Source organism: Acinetobacter sp. YH12129 (assembly GCF_013418685.1).
GTDB lineage: Bacteria > Pseudomonadota > Gammaproteobacteria > Pseudomonadales > Moraxellaceae > Acinetobacter > Acinetobacter amyesii.
In genome coordinates, this window is sequence record NZ_VPBP01000011.1 from 1 (window position 1) to 17,893 (window position 17,893).

16 protein-coding genes, 1 pseudogene and 1 other annotated feature are annotated in these 17,893 nt (G+C 40.3%); of the genes and pseudogenes, 6 read left to right on the forward strand and 11 right to left on the reverse strand.

What is annotated here, in order from left to right; translation table 11 throughout:
* The first annotated feature begins 222 nt into the window (after positions 1 to 222).
* On the forward strand, positions 223 to 549 hold the full coding sequence (locus FTU65_RS07555) for a hypothetical protein (protein ID WP_180066621.1): 327 nt from the start codon (positions 223 to 225) through the stop codon (positions 547 to 549).
* 56 nt (positions 550 to 605) lie between these two features.
* Here FTU65_RS07555 and FTU65_RS07560 read toward each other — a convergent pair whose 3' ends face one another.
* The 6 genes from FTU65_RS07560 to FTU65_RS07585 form a co-directional block, all read right to left on the reverse strand.
* Positions 606 to 1,343: a M48 family metallopeptidase gene (locus tag FTU65_RS07560; protein WP_180066634.1), complete on the reverse strand. Its 738-nt coding sequence runs from the start codon at positions 1,341 to 1,343 to the stop codon at positions 606 to 608.
* A gap of 154 nt (positions 1,344 to 1,497) precedes the next feature.
* On the reverse strand, positions 1,498 to 1,806 hold the full coding sequence (locus tag FTU65_RS07565) for a hypothetical protein (protein ID WP_180012234.1): 309 nt from the start codon (positions 1,804 to 1,806) through the stop codon (positions 1,498 to 1,500).
* A gap of 97 nt (positions 1,807 to 1,903) precedes the next feature.
* Positions 1,904 to 2,707: a M48 family metallopeptidase gene (locus FTU65_RS07570; RefSeq protein ID WP_078194387.1), complete on the reverse strand. Its 804-nt coding sequence runs from the start codon at positions 2,705 to 2,707 to the stop codon at positions 1,904 to 1,906.
* A gap of 561 nt (positions 2,708 to 3,268) precedes the next feature.
* The gene (locus FTU65_RS07575; protein ID WP_078189071.1) at positions 3,269 to 4,588 is read right to left on the reverse strand and encodes an adenylosuccinate synthase; all 1,320 of its coding nucleotides are present in this window, start codon (positions 4,586 to 4,588) and stop codon (positions 3,269 to 3,271) included.
* Between the two features lie 66 nt (positions 4,589 to 4,654).
* Positions 4,655 to 5,821: an ATP phosphoribosyltransferase regulatory subunit gene (locus FTU65_RS07580; protein ID WP_168379351.1), complete on the reverse strand. Its 1,167-nt coding sequence runs from the start codon at positions 5,819 to 5,821 to the stop codon at positions 4,655 to 4,657.
* Between the two features lie 321 nt (positions 5,822 to 6,142).
* Positions 6,143 to 6,598, reverse strand: a complete 456-nt coding sequence (locus FTU65_RS07585; protein WP_078189073.1) for an Lrp/AsnC family transcriptional regulator — start codon at positions 6,596 to 6,598, stop codon at positions 6,143 to 6,145.
* A gap of 142 nt (positions 6,599 to 6,740) precedes the next feature.
* On the opposite strand from FTU65_RS07585, the gene FTU65_RS07590 reads away from it, so the two are divergent.
* Positions 6,741 to 7,487, forward strand: a complete 747-nt coding sequence (locus FTU65_RS07590) for an AzlC family ABC transporter permease (protein WP_180065566.1) — start codon at positions 6,741 to 6,743, stop codon at positions 7,485 to 7,487.
* Positions 7,484 to 7,783, forward strand: coding sequence for an AzlD family protein (locus FTU65_RS07595; protein ID WP_078189075.1), 300 nt, complete (start codon positions 7,484 to 7,486; stop codon positions 7,781 to 7,783). The genes FTU65_RS07590 and FTU65_RS07595 overlap by 4 nt, the downstream gene beginning before the upstream one ends.
* A gap of 163 nt (positions 7,784 to 7,946) precedes the next feature.
* Here FTU65_RS07595 and FTU65_RS07600 read toward each other — a convergent pair whose 3' ends face one another.
* The 3 genes and pseudogenes from FTU65_RS07600 to FTU65_RS07610 all read right to left on the reverse strand — a co-directional run bounded on the left by FTU65_RS07600 (position 7,947) and on the right by FTU65_RS07610 (position 10,865).
* A complete protein-coding gene (locus tag FTU65_RS07600; RefSeq protein ID WP_078189224.1) occupies positions 7,947 to 8,249 on the reverse strand; it encodes a hypothetical protein in 303 nt (100 codons plus the stop codon).
* Positions 8,250 to 8,449: 200 nt separating this feature from the next.
* Positions 8,450 to 9,478, reverse strand: coding sequence for a type I glyceraldehyde-3-phosphate dehydrogenase (locus FTU65_RS07605; RefSeq protein WP_180012240.1), 1,029 nt, complete (start codon positions 9,476 to 9,478; stop codon positions 8,450 to 8,452).
* Positions 9,479 to 9,631: 153 nt separating this feature from the next.
* Positions 9,632 to 10,865: pseudogene (locus FTU65_RS07610) on the reverse strand (IS3 family transposase).
* Positions 10,473 to 10,590, reverse strand: a sequence feature (AL1L pseudoknot). Its footprint overlaps the pseudogene before it by 118 nt.
* 870 nt (positions 10,866 to 11,735) lie before the next feature.
* On the opposite strand from FTU65_RS07610, the gene alaS reads away from it, so the two are divergent.
* The 3 genes from alaS to csrA all read left to right on the forward strand — a co-directional run bounded on the left by alaS (position 11,736) and on the right by csrA (position 16,559).
* Positions 11,736 to 14,429, forward strand: coding sequence for an alanine--tRNA ligase (gene alaS, locus FTU65_RS07615; protein ID WP_180065564.1), 2,694 nt, complete (start codon positions 11,736 to 11,738; stop codon positions 14,427 to 14,429).
* Positions 14,430 to 14,775: 346 nt separating this feature from the next.
* Positions 14,776 to 16,056 carry an aspartate kinase gene (locus FTU65_RS07620; RefSeq protein ID WP_078194395.1) on the forward strand — a complete coding sequence of 427 codons (1,281 nt, stop codon included), beginning with the start codon at positions 14,776 to 14,778 and terminating at the stop codon, positions 16,054 to 16,056.
* A gap of 248 nt (positions 16,057 to 16,304) precedes the next feature.
* Positions 16,305 to 16,559, forward strand: coding sequence for a carbon storage regulator CsrA (csrA, locus tag FTU65_RS07625; protein WP_078189080.1), 255 nt, complete (start codon positions 16,305 to 16,307; stop codon positions 16,557 to 16,559).
* 92 nt (positions 16,560 to 16,651) lie between these two features.
* On the opposite strand, the gene rnhB is transcribed toward csrA, so the two are convergent.
* Both rnhB and FTU65_RS07635 read right to left on the reverse strand, forming a co-directional pair.
* Positions 16,652 to 17,221 carry a ribonuclease HII gene (rnhB, locus tag FTU65_RS07630; RefSeq protein WP_111885320.1) on the reverse strand — a complete coding sequence of 190 codons (570 nt, stop codon included), beginning with the start codon at positions 17,219 to 17,221 and terminating at the stop codon, positions 16,652 to 16,654.
* A gap of 93 nt (positions 17,222 to 17,314) precedes the next feature.
* On the reverse strand, positions 17,315 to 17,701 hold the full coding sequence (locus tag FTU65_RS07635; protein WP_168379346.1) for a hypothetical protein: 387 nt from the start codon (positions 17,699 to 17,701) through the stop codon (positions 17,315 to 17,317).
* Positions 17,702 to 17,893: the final 192 nt, after the last annotated feature.

Here is a 17,893-nt window from a genome sequence, read left to right on the forward strand (position 1 = left end):
GTTAAAATGCTGTGCTGCTTTTCGCACAGACATTTCATCTCGAATCATAATTTCTATGACTTTGTCTTTAAAATCTTTTGAATATCCCATATCTCTATTGTTCTATAGTTTTTAGGATTTGGCTATAGACGTGATATTACACCGCAAACAACTCAATTACGTGCATTACCCCAAAATGCATTACAAGTTAATGAGCAATTCTTTAATAAAAACTATAATCACATGTGGCGGCGTTTGTTTTTCAAACAACAAAAAGATGCATTCTTAGTCCCCGATGAGCTTCTAAAGAGAACTTATATTGATGGTTCACTGGTATTTAAAGATAATGTTTGGTATGGAACTAAATTTGCAAAATATTTTTTAACCGACCTAGAAAATTCATCCATTAAAATAAGTAACGAAAAAAAATGGAACCCTTATCAATGGAAAGAATCGGATCAAAAGCTAAAGCAATGGAATTGTACAATCTTTAAAACTTATCAAAACAACCTTAAAGAATTTGATAAAAAAGATAATGAAATTAAATCTATCAATGATTTTTGTTCGTGATAGAAAAAAAGCAGGCCACGGCCTGCTTTTTTAAAATGGATAATTCATTCATACTATTAACGACGTTGGTTATAAATCTGCTGCGCTGCAGGTAGATTTTTACGCATCGCTTCAATACGTTGTGAGTTTGATGGATGCGTAGACAGGAATGATGAACCTCCCGCACCTTCAAGCTTGTTCATTTTTTCCCAAAGTGTAATCGCCGCTTGTGGGTTATAACCTGCACGTGCCATTAACATTAAACCACCTTGGTCAGCACGGCTTTCCAGAGAACGTGAATACGGTAACCCTATACCGATTTGACTACCTAACTGCGCAGCAGCAGTGCCCAATTGACCGACATTATTGCCTGCGGCACTTAAACCAATATTCAGCGCAAGATCCGTTAAGGCTTGAGCACCCAATTTACTTTTTGCATGTTCTTCAAGAGCATGGACCATTTCATGTCCCATAACCGCTGCAATTTCTGCATCAGTTAAATTTAGTTTATTGACGATACCTGTATAAAATACAACTTTACCGCCTGGAGCGACAAAGGCATTGACTTGATCAGATTTCATAACCGCCAATTGCCATTGGAACGCTTGACCCGTTTGGTTCATTTGGTCTGCATAAGGACGCAGTTTTTGGAATACAGTATTAATGCGCTTATATGTACTCGAAGAGGTATCGAGCTGATTTTTAGAACGCGCATCTGTCACCATTTTGTTATAACTTTGTGTTGCTTGCGCGTTCAATGTAGCAGTATCCGCTCCTGCCATATCTGCCACTGTCGCACAGCCCGAAATCGTCATTACACCAGCCACACACAGGCTCGTTAAAATTATTTTTTTCACTTAGGCTACTCCAGACCATTAAAATATAAGTAAATTTATGCATATTATATTCTTATGATTTAGAGCTTAAAACGAAGTTATAGCGACTTATAATAGTATTTATGTAATTTTTTTAAGCCGAAAATTGAAGAACCAACCAATAGATTAAACAAACCACATTCAACCCCAAATACGCATGCATTAAAGGCTTAATTTTTTCTTCTAACTGCACATTTTTTCGCTTAAAAAATAGGACAGCATTTTGTATCAAAACTATGGGCACAAGAATACAGGCAATAATTACCGACAATCCAATCAGGGCTTGATAAATCAATTGTGGATCTTGTGTTTGGGCACGAATGATCATCATAGCGATGGTAGGTGCACCCCCCATCGCAAATAATAAAGAATAAAAAATGGTGGTCGAAATATTCTTTTGCATCCTGCACTTCTCTTCCTAATTCAAATTGCATTTTAGCAACTCACCACAAAGTGTATAGCGTACTAAAATGCAACTTTAGTCTTGAAAACAGCCGATATTAACGACGTACACTCGAAGGTGTCGCATTTTTATAATATTGCTGTGCTTCTGGCATCATTTTTTGCATAGCAGCAATACGATCATTATTACTTGGGTGTGTAGACATAAATTTGCTCAGTGCATCATTGCCACTGTTGTCATTCGCATTCATTTTTTTCCACAACGAGATCGCTGCTTCTGGGTTATATCCAGCTTTTGCCATCATCACTAGGCCACCTTTATCCGCGCGGCTTTCCAAATTACGAGAATACGGCAAGCCCACACCGAACTGACTACCCAAATCAAGCAAGGTTGCACCATAGCCGCCTGCAGCGTTGCCTACGTATTGTGAACCGATACTCACCGCAAGATTGGTTAGTGCTGAAGCGCCAATTTTATTTTTTGCATGTTCTTCTAAGGCATGAACCATTTCGTGACCCATGATTGCAGCGACTTCATCATCCGTAAGTTTGAGTGTTTCGACGATTCCTGTATAGAAAACAACTTTGCCACCGGGTGCGACATAGGCATTGATTTCTTTAGACTTGATCACGGCAACTTTCCAATCAAAAGCCTGACCCGTTTGATTCATCTGATCTGCAAACGGTTTCATTTTCCAGAAAACACGGTTTACTTTTTGATAAGTCGCAGACTTGGTATCGAGCACTTGTTTGGTCTGCGCGTCTTTCAGCATTGCGTTATAAGACTGTGTTGCTTGTAAGTTCAAAGATGCAGAATCAGCACCTGCAAGATCAGCAATCGTGGTACAACCTGATAAAGAAGCTGCTACGGCAAAGCATGCCAAAGATTTTTTATAATTCATCATGATCTCTAGTTATTTATAAAGAGTGTCAAATATATACAAAAAATTGACTGACTCAATATTTTTATGCTTATTTTTTTCAAAATCTTTATTTTTCCATTATTTAAATTTAATATCTGATGTTACCCCGTAAAAATAATTTCACATTTTTTAAATACTTTTAAGTATATTCAACGGAGTCTTACATCTTGGGTTTAAATACAGGGATTAGCCTTCGGCTGGAGGTACCTCTTACGAAACGTTGTTTCTCATTTGGCAAAATGAGAAGCGTGCTTCGCAAGGAAACCATCTTGCGGTGCAATGCACCTCACCGACAAAACTCGTTCACTAGTGTCAAAATATTTACAGTATTGCAAAAACATTTTTAATTAAAAGTAGTCCTGTCTCAAACACTTGCGGATGAATTATCGCGTATCATTCTTTTATTTGAATCAAATGGCACTTCGGATGTTACTGAGTACTATCAGTTTATAATACATGCTGTTTTTTGAAGTTATGTTCTTCGCTATATAAAAAAAGCCCCGCTTTCGCGAGGCTTTTACATCTTAATTCAACAGCACATTATGCGTCGAATGGATGACGTAATACGATTGTTTCATCACGGTCTGGACCAGTTGAAATGATGTCGATTGGACATTCAATCAATTGCTCTAAACGTTTCACGTAGTTAATTGCATTTTGTGGCAATTGATCTAGTGATTTCGCACCGAAAGTAGACTCAGACCAACCTGGCATGGTTTCGTAGATTGGTTTTAAAGTTTCAAATGCAAGCGCATCAGAAGAACCTACACAACCAGAATCAGCTGCTTCGTAACCTACACAGATTTTCACTTCTTCTAAACCATCTAGAACGTCTAGTTTAGTTAAGCAAATACCAGAAAGTGAGTTTACTTCTACTGAACGACGTAGAATTTCAGCATCGAACCAGCCACAACGACGTTGACGGCCAGTAGACGCACCAAATTCAGAACCTACAGTACCCAAGTGTTTACCGATTGCATCACCAACATCGTTAGCAGCATCATAAACAAGTTCAGTTGGGAACGGACCAGCACCTACACGAGTTGTGTACGCTTTAGTGATACCCAATACATAGTCAAGGTGCAATGGACCAAGACCTGAACCAGAGCTTACGCCACCAGCAGTTGTGTTTGAAGAAGTAACATACGGGTATGTCCCGTGGTCAACGTCAAGAAGTGAACCTTGCGCGCCTTCAAACATGATTTTCTTACCTGCTTTACGGTAAGCATGAAGTTCGCCAGTCACGTCCATCACCATAGGTTCGATGACTTTACGCCATTCGTCACATAGAGCGATTACATCTTCAACTTTAACGGCTTCAACACCGAAGAATTGAGTCAATTGGAAGTTATGGTATTCAAGAAGCTCTTCTAGTTGAGCTTTAAGATGAGCACCACCACGAACCAAGTCAGCAACACGGATTGCACGACGAGCCACTTTGTCTTCGTATGCAGGACCGATACCACGACCTGTTGTACCAATTTTCGCATTGCCACGTTTTTTCTCACGTGCTTGGTCAAGGGCGATATGGTGTGGAAGGATCAACGGACAGTTTGGAGAAATACGTAGACGTTCACGTACAGGCACGCCTTCTTTTTCTAAAACTTCCATTTCGTGGATTAAAGCTTCAGGTGATAAAACAACACCATTACCAATTAAGCACAATACGTTGTCACGTAAAATACCAGATGGAATGAGGTGTAAAACAGTTTTCTTACCACCAACCACAAGTGTATGACCTGCGTTGTGTCCGCCTTGATAGCGAACTACCGCAGCCGCTTGATCTGTGAGCAGGTCGACTATCTTACCTTTACCTTCGTCGCCCCATTGGGTACCAAGTACCACAACATTCTTGCCCATAATAGCCTCATTGCATCATGCTGTTAAAATTGGAAAAAACGTGTGTGCCCGCAGGCACATCCGAGATTAAATTTGTTTGATTGTCCACTCGCCATTTGCATTCACCAGTTGGTGCGTTGCATACGGAGCCGAGCTTAAATCATCATTACCTAACAATTGAACCACACTGAACCCTTCGGTACGTGCTGCTTCAATTGCCTTTAATAAATCTGCTTCGATGCCTTTTGGAGCAACCAAAACTTGATTTTTCTGAACTTGACCAGCAGTTAATGCATATAAGTCACAAGAGAAACCTGTTGCTGGACGCGCACGGCCGAAGTGTTCACCAATACCGTCATAACGGCCACCTTGAGCCAATGGCGCAGCACGGTTTGGTGCATATACGGCATACATTAAACCAGTGTGATAGTGATATGAACGAAGTTCAACCACATCTATACCAATGTGTAAGTCTGGCCAACGGGCTTGGATTGCCGCTTGAGTCGATTTCACTGCATCAAAAGCCAGTTTAAATGCTTCATTTGCCAATACATCAGCCGTTAAATTGGCTTGCAATGCATCTAAGTCACTTGCAAAACGACCTAATGTATAGAAGTCAGCACCATTTGGAATGCTTTGTGTGAATTCAGCAAGTTCAGGTAGCGCTTTACGTTGATACAAGTCAGATAACTGACGTTCAACCGCTTTACTCAAGCCAGCTTGTTTCACCATGCTGCGGAATAAACCGACATGCCCTAAATCAAGATGGATACCATCTGCATGACCTGCTTTAGCAAGCAAGTTGATCATGACATCAATCAGTTCAACGTCAGCATCAATGCTGTCTGAACCAAATAATTCTGCACCTAACTGTAAAGGTGCACGTGTGGTATTAAAACCCTGTGGCTTAGTATGTAGTACTGTACCAGCGTAGCAATAACGAGCTACACCTTCGACAGGATGTACATGCGCATCAATACGAGCCACTTGTGGTGTCATATCGGCACGCACACCAAGCAAACGACCTGAAAGTTGATCGATCACTTTAAAAGTGGCTAAGTCTAAATCTTGATTCGATTCTGAAAGAGAAGATAGAGATTCGATGTATTCAATGAATGGCGTGTACACCAACTGATAACCTCGAGATGCGAGGAAATCTAATGCTTCGCGACGCAAAGATTCAATCACTTGCGCCTGTTCTGGCAGTACATCAGCTACACCATCAGGTAATAACCATGTCTCTGAAATGGGCATGTTGTAAACCTAAATTCTTGTCAGCGCGGAACAAATCCGCATAAAAAAATCGGGAGAACACCCGATTTCTCCTAGTTTAGCACGATAGTTTTACGCTTGCACACGACTTTTTCATAAAAGATGCTTCAGCATTCATTACTTCATCAACAGCTTTAATTTTTACAACTAAATCCATGTTTATGCTTATATTTTAAAATTCTGTGAACGTTATTTTTTTAACCATTTGATAAAAAATAATAAGCATCCTACTTTCTATAGATGAAGTTTTAAACAAAGTTATAAATATGATCAGGCTCAATAACTTAATTTAAGACTCGAACATCAATCCAAAGGAAGTGCTGTAGTTTGTTTAACAGCCTGTAACGGTATCTCTGTTTTTACATTTTGCACACTGGCGATCTGCGTTAAATGATGAATCTGAAACTTCCGATAGGCTTCTAAATCTGCCACGACGATACGTAAGAAAAAGTCACAATCCCCTGCCATGAGTTGACATTCAACCACCTCAGGCATCGTTTGAATGGCTGCAACGAAATCATTCACGGTTTTTGCATCTTGACCTTTTAGCCAAATCCGAGCAAAAACCGTTAAACTTAAATTCAATTTTGACTGATTCAGTAAAGCCACATATTTCTCAATATAACCTTCATCTTCTAGTTGCTTAACCCGTCTCAAACACGGCGAAGGAGATAAACCAACAAGTTGGGCCAATTCATTATTTTGTAGTTTTCCATTTTGCTGTAATGCTTGCAAAATGCGTTTATCTATCTGATCCATCAATAAAGGCACTAAATTTCACAATAAGCTTTATTTTAGCAATTTCATTGCACAATAAAAGCAATCTTTCACAAAACAGCTGCCAAATGCTGCTCAGATATCCATAAAATATTGCTTTCGATCTCGCTTCATGGAAAACGTCATGTTGATGTTTAGACAAAGTACACTCAATCATACCCATTCAGAGCATTCTATTGAGTTTAAACGAGGTCTAAAAACATCTATTCCAATGCTGCTGGGCATTATTCCTTTTACATTAGTTCTGGGTGCTCAGGCAACACATAAAGGCTTTTCTAGTTTAGAAGTTCCGCTTTTGACTGGTCTTAACTTTGCAGGTGGTTCTGAATTTGCCATTTTGCAAGTTTGGACCAATCCCCCTAATATTCTCATGCTGATGTTTATTACGTTTTTAGTGAATAGTCGGCACCTATTAATGGGGGCGAGCCTTGTCCCGTATTTACGACATCTCCCGAATCGCACGGTTTATACCGCTTTATTTTTTATGTGCGATGAAAGTTGGGCCGTAGGTTTGGCCGATGCGCAAAAAAAATCTAATGCTTTGGGAATTCAGCGCGCCTTTAGTTTAATGTTCTATGCAGGCTTATGCTGTGCTCTATATTTGATGTGGGTCGGCTTTACCACTTTAGGAGCAATGATCGGACCGATACTTGGCGATATTAGTCGACTTGGTTTTGATATGGCCTTCCCTGCTGTATTTCTTGTTTTACTACGTGGCATGTGGAAAGGCTTTAAAGCGGCACGTCCATGGCTGGTCAGTTTGATTGCCGCATCTCTGGCTTATTTGTATCTCCCTGCGGGCTGGTATGTTCCGATTGGCGCAGTTACGGGTATTGCTTCTGCATTTTTCCTAATTGGAGATGATGTATGATCCACTCTAGCACCCTGATCGCGATTCTATTTATTGCCTTAACCACTTACCTGACCCGTATCTTGGGTTATGTGTTACTGAAAAACCGTAGCCTCACCAACAAACAACGTCAAATTATGGAAGTTGTTCCCGGCTGTGTGTTGATCTCAGTGATCGCGCCTTATTTTGTTAAAGATAATCCTGCTGATTTGATCGCGATGGCTATTACCCTATTTGCAGCATCACGTTTTTCGTTATTGCCTACCGTTGTGATTAGCATGCTTTCAGCAGCAGTATTAAGACAAATTTTGATTTAACTAAGTAATACGCGATCATGTTTTGAATAACGCGTGAACTACGATTTAAACCCAATGATGATGAATATTAGGAATCATCTTATTGGATAAAAAATACCCATACCTTGAGATCACATGCTTCATGCAGATATCGAGGTGTGGGCAGTCTTTTGTATTTTTTTGATTAGCTTTGGTCTGTCTTGACTACTTTTGCCAAAAGGTTCACCAACTCTGCATTTTGCAATTCAACTTGCTGTAATTTGTGAGTGGTTTGATCTAATACTTCTTGCTGGATATGCATTTTCTTTGCAAGATCTTGCATAATTTCCAAGGTCTTTTTCAGGTTGGCTTCTAAATGCACCACTTTTTCTTCAAGTGGCAAGGTTTCATGCGCGGTAGATTGCGATACGTCACGATTAAACTGTAGCCAAATTAAAAATATAACCGCCAGCGCCAATAATAAAATAAATCCCCAAAGTAACATCAACATCATGCTCAATACTCTTTATATATTTCTTTGACTTTCATCTTAAACAATAAATTGGCTGTGCTTGAATATTTTTTAAAGTTTTTCAATATTTTCGAGATACATCAACGAGATTACGCATGATTTTTCATCTAATTTTAGAAAATAAAAAAACACCTACAAGCTAGTAGATGTTTTCTATATTGGATAAGTTTGAATTTTTATAAAGAGTGAAAACTTTCACATAAATCGAGCAAGCGGTTCGCATAGCCCCATTCATTGTCATACCATGCGAAAACTTTTGCTTGCTTTCCTACCACCATGGTTTGATTCAAATCGACAATCAATGAATAAGGTGAATGATTAAAATCACTTGAGACCAAGGGCTCATCGGTTACTGACATAATTTCATGATAATCAAAACGTGCAGCTTTGCTTAACACTGCATTTAACTTATGCTTGGTGATAACTGATTGAGACACAAAACTTAAATCGATTGCAGCAACATTGATAGTCGGCACACGAATCGAATAGCCATCGATTCGATCTTCCATTTTCGGCATGACCCGTTTCAACGCACCTAGAGCTGAAGAGGTTGTTGGAATAATATTTTGACCTGAAGCTCGCGCACGACGTAAGTCACGATGTGCATGATCCAATACAGACTGATCCGCAGTCACAGCATGAATTTCTGTCATGAGTGCTGTGTCTATACCAAAGGCATCATCAATAATTTTGACTAAAGGCACCAAAGCCTGCGTGGTACACGACACACTCGAAATAATTTGATCCGTCGCTTTGACTTCATGATGATTAACACCATACACAATCGCAGCATCAACACTGTCAAACGGCGCAGCACCAATAATCACACGTTTGGCACCTGCACCAATATGCTGTGTGGCTGCCTCTCGCGATCTAAATAAACCTGTACATTCGAGTACCACATCGACATTCAGGTGTTGCCAAGGCAAAAGACTCGGCTGTGCTTCATTTAAAACTTGCACTTTGAGATGTGCTTGGGCACAAGAGATCTCTAGAAAAATAGCGCCATCTTGTTCAAGAATGTCGACTTGGCCTGCAAAACGACCATGCGTGGTGTCGTATTTAAACAAATGCACCATGGTTTCCACATCAGCGACATCATTTATGGCAACAATTTCATAGTGAAATTCCTTTAGATTTTCAAACCAAGCGCGTAATACATTGCGTCCGATTCGACCAAATCCATTAATTGCCACTCGCTGCATGACCAATCCTTCGTTTTAAAACAAAAATAAAGCATCTATATATTAATGGATTTCAACATGAAAACGTTATCATTTATTCGTTTAATGCTTATTGGGCTTTATTTTTATAAAACTTGAATCGTACCGGGTTTGTCGGAGACTTTTTTATTTAAGTTAGGCCACCTGACCTAACGGGTTAATCTTATCATAGTACATTGCTTCAAACTCAAAAGGTGATACATAACCCAGTGCACTGTGTACACGCTCTTTATTGAACCAATCTACCCAGTTTAGTGTCGCAAGTTGTACATCCGCTAAACCTTGCCAATCCGCTTTTAAATATTCAATCACCTCTGTTTTGTATAAGCCATTCACCATTTCAGCCAAAGCATTATCGTATGAATCACCGGTCGTACCGACTGATGCTCGTAAATTTGCTGCTTCTAAACGATTGGTATAACGAATGGAAAGATATTGCACGCCTCTGTCACTATGATGAATCACGTTCTTTGGCATGCCTCGATCATGCAATGCTTGCTCCAGTGCATCGAGCACCATATCTGTATTCATACGTGTTGATACTTTCCATCCAACAATTGCTCGCGAGAACACATCAATAATAAAGGCGGTATAGACCCAGCCTGAATGAGTTTGAATATACGTGAAGTCAGCGACCTGAGAAGCATTGCTTCGCAAGGGTCAGGATGATCTGCATTAAAATTGCGTTTTACTAAGTCATCTGCTCGTTTTTGATCATCTCGGCTACGGGTGGTTTGTTTATTCTTACCACGCCAAACACCTTGTATACCTAGCTTCTGCATCAATCGAGCAACTGTACAACGTGCGATAACATAACCTTCACGTTTCAATTGTTGCCAGACCTTACGCACACCATATCGACCTAAACTTTCTTTCCAAATACGTTTGATTTGCTCTGCATGATGTAAATCATGCAGAGCACGTTTCGCTCGATGTTCTGGATTGTCAGCGAGATCTAAAGCCCGATAATAGGTCGAAGCTGCAATCGGTAAAATTCTACAAATCGCTTCAACACTATATCGATCTTTATTGTTCTGGATAAAATCCACCATTATTTGTGTGGGCGGTCGAGCTCCGCCTGGGCGAAAAAAGCGGCTGCTTTACGTAGAATTTCATTGGCACGTTTTAATTCTTTAATTTCACGTTCCATTTGCTTCATTTTTTCTTGGTCAGATATCTGTTGTACTTTGGCAGGATTTAGTTGATCCATATGCTTTAAATACCAAACACGCAATGTTTCAGGAGTACAACCAATCTTAGGTGCAATAGCTGTGATTGCAGCCCAAGTAGAAGGATAATCTTTTTCAGATTCAATCAATAATTGAACCGCTCTTTCTCTGATTTCAGGGGTATATTTTGGTTTTGTCATTGGAACATTCTCTCAAGAAAGTTGGTCTCCGACAAACCCGGTACGGTTCAACTTTAGCACCTGTATAGATCTAAATATTAGCTTCACTAGAAATGTACAGCACTAAGATCAAGTCCAAACACTATGATTAAATTGGGTATAAACATGCAATTTTCCCAATGAACTGAAAAATATAAAAGCAACCCACCTTCATGTAGAGCATTCATCAACATGTTGAATTTGAAATTTCAAAGCTTTTCAAGACATATAAACAACTCATGTTATGTCGTAAAAGTAATTAAGCATTTTTAAAATGCTTTTTAAGTTTATTCGACGGAGTCTTACATTTTTGAATTGATAAAGGTATTAGCCTTCGGCTGGAGGTACTCTTACGAAACATTGTTTCTCATTCGGCAAAATGAGAAGCGTGCTTCGTAAGGAAACCAACTTGCCGTGAATGCACCTCACCGACAAAACTCTTTCACTAGCGTCAAATTATTGAAAATATCGCAAAAACATTTTTGATTAAAAGTAGCACTATCTCAAACACTTGCGGATGACGTTACCGCGTATCGTTCTTTTATTTGGATCAAATTGCGCTTCTGATGTTACTGCGCAACATCAGTAAATAAAACGCAGCAACAGTGCGCTCACAAGATTAATCAATGAATACTTTCAGCGTTCCAAAGGTTTAAAAATCTAAAAATATAGGTGCTAAATTTAAAACATATAAAAAGTCATAGAGATAGCCGAAAATCATTGGTCACTACACCTTTTTCCGTTATAATTTAGCGTTTTTAAATTTTATGTCAGCATCTCAAGCCAGCTTTAAAATTTTGTGAGACTTGCTTGATAGGCTATTACCAAATCGAAATTAGGAGAGACTTGGTTGTGAGTACTCGTTTTATGACATCAGCTGAAATTCGCGAAGCTTTTTTAAGCTACTTTGAATCGCAAGGGCATACACGTGTCGCGTCGAGTTCTCTGGTACCTGCCAACGACCCAACACTATTGTTCACAAATGCTGGTATGAACCAGTTTAAAGACTGCTTCCTCGGTCTTGAAAAACGTGACTACGTTCGTGCAACTTCTTCACAAAAATGTGTCCGTGCCGGCGGTAAACACAACGACTTAGACAACGTTGGTTATACAGCACGTCACCACACGTTCTTTGAAATGTTGGGTAACTTCTCATTTGGTAACTACTTCAAACGTGATGCCATCACATTTGCTTGGGATTTCTTAACCAACGAAAAATGGTTAGGTCTGCCAAAAGATAAACTTTATGCCACTGTTTACCATACAGATGACGAAGCATTTGATATCTGGAACAAAGAAATTGGTCTAGACGCTTCACGAATTATCCGTATAGGTGACAACAAAGGCGAAAAATACGCTTCAGATAACTTCTGGGCAATGGGCGATACAGGTCCTTGCGGTCCATGTTCTGAAATCTTCTTTGACCATGGTGACCACATTTGGGGCGGCTTACCGGGCACTCCTGAAGAAGATGGCGATCGTTTCATCGAAATTTGGAACAACGTCTTCATGCAGTTCAACCGTACTGCTGATGGTGTGCTGCATGCCCTTCCTGCACCTTCTGTAGATACTGGTATGGGCCTTGAGCGTATTTCTGCAGTTTTACAGCATGTAAACTCAAACTACGAAATCGACCTATTCCAAAACCTACTTAAAGCTGCTGCTGAAATCATTGGTTTAGATACCACTGAACTTGAAGCAAAAGCGCAAGCAGAAAACAAACCAGTTGAATACCCTGCTTCACTTAAAGTTGTGGCTGACCATGCACGTTCTTGCTGCTTCTTGATTGCAGACGGTGTTAACCCATCTAACGAAGGCCGTGGCTATGTACTTCGCCGCATTATTCGCCGTGCAGTTCGTCATGGTAATAAATTAGGTGCGACTGGTTCATTCTTCCACAAAATGCTTCAACCATTAATTAAGGTAATGGGCGCTGCATACCCTGAGCTTGAAGCACAAAAAGCACGTATTGAAGCACAGCTTTTGAAAGAAGAAGAACAGTTTGCTAAAACACTTGAGCAAGGTTTGAAATTGCTTGAAGGCGAATTGGCTCAACTTAAAGGTTCAGTGATTCCAGGCGAAACTGTATTTAAACTTTACGATACTTATGGCTTCCCGACTGACTTAACAGCAGACATTGCACGTGAACGTGATTTAACCATTGACGAAGCTGGTTTCGAAGTCGAAATGGCGGCTCAACGTCAACGTGCGCGTGATGCTGGTAAATTTGCTGTCGACTACAACTCAATTGTCAAAGTTGAAGGCGAGACTCAATTTGACGGCTATGACGCAACTCAAGGCCAAGGTCAAATTGTTGCAATCTACAAAGACGGCGAACAAGTTGATGAAGTTTTTGAAGGTGACGAAGCACTAATCGTTCTAAACCAAACTCCGTTCTATGCAGAAAGTGGCGGTCAAGTTGGCGATACAGGTATCTTCAAAAACGAAACTGGTATTTTTGAAGTTCAAGACACCAAAAAATCAGGCGGCGCATTTGTACACCAAGGCATCGTGACCATGGGTAACTTAAAAGCGGCTCAAGCGGTTGAAGCGATTGTTAAAGCAGATATCCGTGCAGCAACATCGCGCAACCACTCTGCGACTCACCTGTTGCATGCAGCGCTGCGCCAAGTTTTGGGTACGCACGTACAGCAAAAAGGCTCATTGGTTGCCAGCGAACTTTTACGTTTTGACTTTGCCAATGATCAGCCTGTTTCATTTGAACAGCTTCAAGAAATTGAACGCATTGTCAATGCCGAAGTGATTGCCAACACTGCTGTTTCAACTGAACTTTTAGACATCGATGCTGCTAAAGAAAAAGGCGCGATGATGTTGTTCGGTGAGAAATACGGTGACGAAGTACGTGTACTTTCAATGGGTACAACCAAAGATGAGAAAAACTTCTCTATCGAACTTTGTGGCGGTATTCACGTAAAACGCACAGGCGACATCGGCCTATTCAAGATCACTTCTGAAGGCGGTGTTGCTGCAGGCGTACGCCGTATTGAAGCCGTTACAGGCACTAAAGCTGTTGAAGCTGCGCAAAAAGCTGATCGTGACATTCATGCAATTAATGACTTGCTGAAAGCGCAAAAAGATCAAACTTTAGAAAAAGTTGAAGCTTTATCTCACACTGCGTCTAGCCTGCAAAAACAAATTGAACAATTGAACCAAAAATTAGCAAGCTTCCAAGCCGCTGAGTTATTGAGTCAAGTTCAAGAGATTGCTGGCCGTAAAACATTAATCACCACGGTTCAAGGTGTAGATGCGAAATCACTTCGCAACTTGCACGACGGTGTGAAATCTAAGTTAGACAATGCTGTGATCGTGATCGCAGCGGTTGATGCCGACAAAGTGAGCCTCATTGCTTCGGTTGCTAAAGAATACACTGCTGCTGTAAAAGCAGGTGATATCATCAAACACCTTGGTCAAGAACTTGGCGGTAAAGGTGGTGGTAAACCTGATATGGCTCAAGGTGGTGCGCCTTATAGCGACAAACTTGAAGCGGTAATGACTGACCTCGTTGCATGGTTAGCTGCAAAATAAGACCAAAAGTCCTATAGCTCAAAGTGACTCACCTCCTTTGAGCAAATCAACAGGTTTAAGCAGTGTGTTTTTTAATGCTGGATCCTGCTTAAACACTGTTGATGCGTGAAAGCGCAAACTCAATCATCATGTTGAAACCAATATTCAACCTCTGGCTAAATGATGAAAATGGAGTCTAAAAGGCTGGGTTCATGTGAATCCCCTGCAGACACAAAGTATCTATTTGAACTCCTCCTACCTTGGAGTTCATGAGCTACGTGGTATATTAAAATCGCGCTCAAGTGCGGTCTTAAAATATGTGTAAGTGCTTTAAGTCTTTAGACTTATTTACTTGGTAAGGATAGTTATGGCATTAATCGTTCAAAAATATGGCGGTACCTCAATGGGTACTCCAGAGCGCATTTTAAATGTTGCTCGTCGTGTAAAGCGTTGGCATGATCACGGTCACAAAGTTGTGGTTGTTGTATCTGCAATGAGTGGCGAAACCAATCGTCTACTTGCTTTAGCGAAAGCCATTACCGAAACCCCTGATCCACGCGAATTAGACCAAATGGTGTCTACGGGTGAACAGGTAACGATTTCTATGTTAGCAATGGCACTTAACTCTATTGGTGTTGAAGCTAAATCACTTACAGGCCGTCAAGTCGGTATTAAAACCGACAGCGCATTTACCAAGGCGCGTATTGAAGCGATTGATACGGATGTATTGACTTCAAACCTTGACGCTGGACGTGTCATTGTAGTGGCAGGTTTCCAAGGCTTTGATGCCGAAGGTAACACTACGACTCTAGGTCGTGGTGGTTCTGACACTTCGGGTGTTGCATTGGCCGCCGCACTTAAAGCTGATGAATGTCAGATTTACACAGACGTTGATGGTGTTTACACCACTGACCCTCGTGTCGCTCCAAAAGCGAAAAAAGTTGATCGTATTTCTTTTGAAGAAATGCTTGAAATGGCATCACTTGGTTCTAAAGTCCTTCAAATTCGTTCTGTAGAATTTGCCGGTAAATACCAAGTGCCTTTACGCGTATTATCAAGTTTTGATAATGACGATGATGGCGCATTCGACGAAAACTTTAAACAAAACGTCGGGACACTAATCACCACTGAAGCGGAAGACAACATGGAACAACCAATCATCTCAGGTATCGCGTTCAACCGTGATGAAGCTAAATTAACTATTCTTGGTGTACCGGATAAACCAGGTATCGCTTCAAACATCCTTTCACCAATTGGTGATGCCAATGTTGAAGTGGATATGATTATCCAAAACGTTGAAGAAGACGGCACAACTGATTTCACATTTACAGTTAACCGTAGTGAATTATCAAAAGCGAAAGCCATTCTTGAAGCGACTGCACAAGAAATTGGTGCACGTGAAGTTGCAACTCGCGCAGACATCGTTAAAGTATCGATTGTTGGTGTTGGTATGCGCTCACACGCAGGTGTTGCAAGCAAAATGTTTACTGCTCTTGCAAAAGAAGGCATTAATATTTTGATGATTTCGACTTCTGAAATCAAAATTTCAGTGATTATTGATGAGAAATACTTAGAGCTTGCTGTACGTGCTCTACACACTGCATTCGGTCTAGACCGTGAAACAGGTGAATCAAGCGCACGTGCTTAATTAACCTTGCTGTGTGTCAAAATTTGTCATTGTTAGACAGATTTTGAAAAACATCGTAAAAATTCAGAGCCACTATAGTTTTTTTTATAGTGGCTCTGTTATATTAAACCTGAGGATTTTAAAATTTACTCAGTTTGCGACTGTCACAATGATTGTTTCAGATGCACTGCTAAATTTTTTGCTTTTACAAGTTATGAATTTTACATAACAGATCATTTGCAGGTTTTGCATTTTGCAAGGAGAGAAACATGCTGATTCTGACTCGTCGTGTCGGAGAAACATTAATGATTGGAGACCAAGTTAGCGTGACTGTACTTGGTGTTAAAGGTAATCAGGTTCGTATTGGCGTGAATGCTCCAAAAGAAGTATCTGTTCATCGTGAAGAAATTTACCAACGAATTCAACATGAACGCGCAATGCACGAACATCTCCAAAACATTGATCAAGAATATCAGCCATCTTTTGAAGAAACTGATTATTCCCAAAATAACTATAATCGTTAAGATTTAAGTTGTTTAAATGATAAAGCGGCTCATTAGGCCGCTTTAAATTTATCTAGAACATGCTTTTACTATAGACGTTCAACTAAGCTTTATTACTGCCCTTCTAGAACTTTACGTACGGGACCAAAACTGCGGCGATGTTCATCAATCACCCCATACTGCGCAATTGCTTCAAAGTGTGCTTTGGTTGGATAGCCCTTGTGTTTCGCAAAACCATACTGTGGATATTTTGCATCTAGTTCAACCATTTCGTGGTCTCGAGTCACTTTTGCCAAAATACTCGCAGCCGAAATTTCAGGATGAATCGCATCACCACCTACGACAGCATCACAGCTCATCGCTAAACCGGTTGGGACTTTATTACCATCGACCAACACGTGTTCTGGCTGCACACTGAGTTTTTCCACTGCACGACGCATTGCAAGTAATGATGCTTGCAAAATATTGATCTCATCAATTTCTTGTGCAGAACTTTCAGCAATCGCCCAAGCCAAGGCTTTTTCTTGAATCTCAATAAATAACTTTTCACGTTTTTTTTCAGTGAGTTTCTTAGAATCGTTTAGACCTTCAATCGGGTTATTTGGATCTAAAATGACAGCTGCCGCAACAACCGAACCCACCAATGGACCGCGACCCGCTTCATCTGCACCAGCAATTTTCATATATCTCTCACTCAAAATAAAATACGACCCTTAATTTGGATTTGCTAATACTCAGCAATACCACTGTTTGGGTCGTATAAATTGTTCTAAATCTTAGTTTTTAAATGTTTCGATCACGCAAGCATTTAAAGTATTTGTCACGATTTTAGCCGCAAGATTAGCTTGTGAAGTTTTATCCATTGCTGCTACAACCAAATCCGTTGCAGTCACGCTAGTTGTCGCTTTCTCGCCTACACATGAACAAACTTCAGTTTGTAGTTCAGATTTTTGAGTTTCTGTTAATAATTTTGAACCTGTTTTCCAGTAGCTGTTGTTATTTAGCTCAGTCACGCATTTCGCTTGAACACCCACTTTAACCGCCATCATTGCCAAGCTGTTTGCTGAAGTTGTACCTGTAGAACTTGTACCTGTTGTACCAGTCGCAGCACATGCAGAAAGAACAAGCGCTAATGGCGCTAGAACAGCAACTAATTTTTTCACGAATATTTCCTTTGTTCTGTTAATTAACGCGCATATTGTGCCCCAAATCACACACCATCTGATATGACTATTTAAAATAAATTCGGTAGTTGTGTAGTTAATCATCAAAGCCTGTGTTGCATATTCACAACACAGTGTCCCGATTTTAAACGACGCATATTTTTGTGGTCTGTATTAGAATCTGCATAAGAT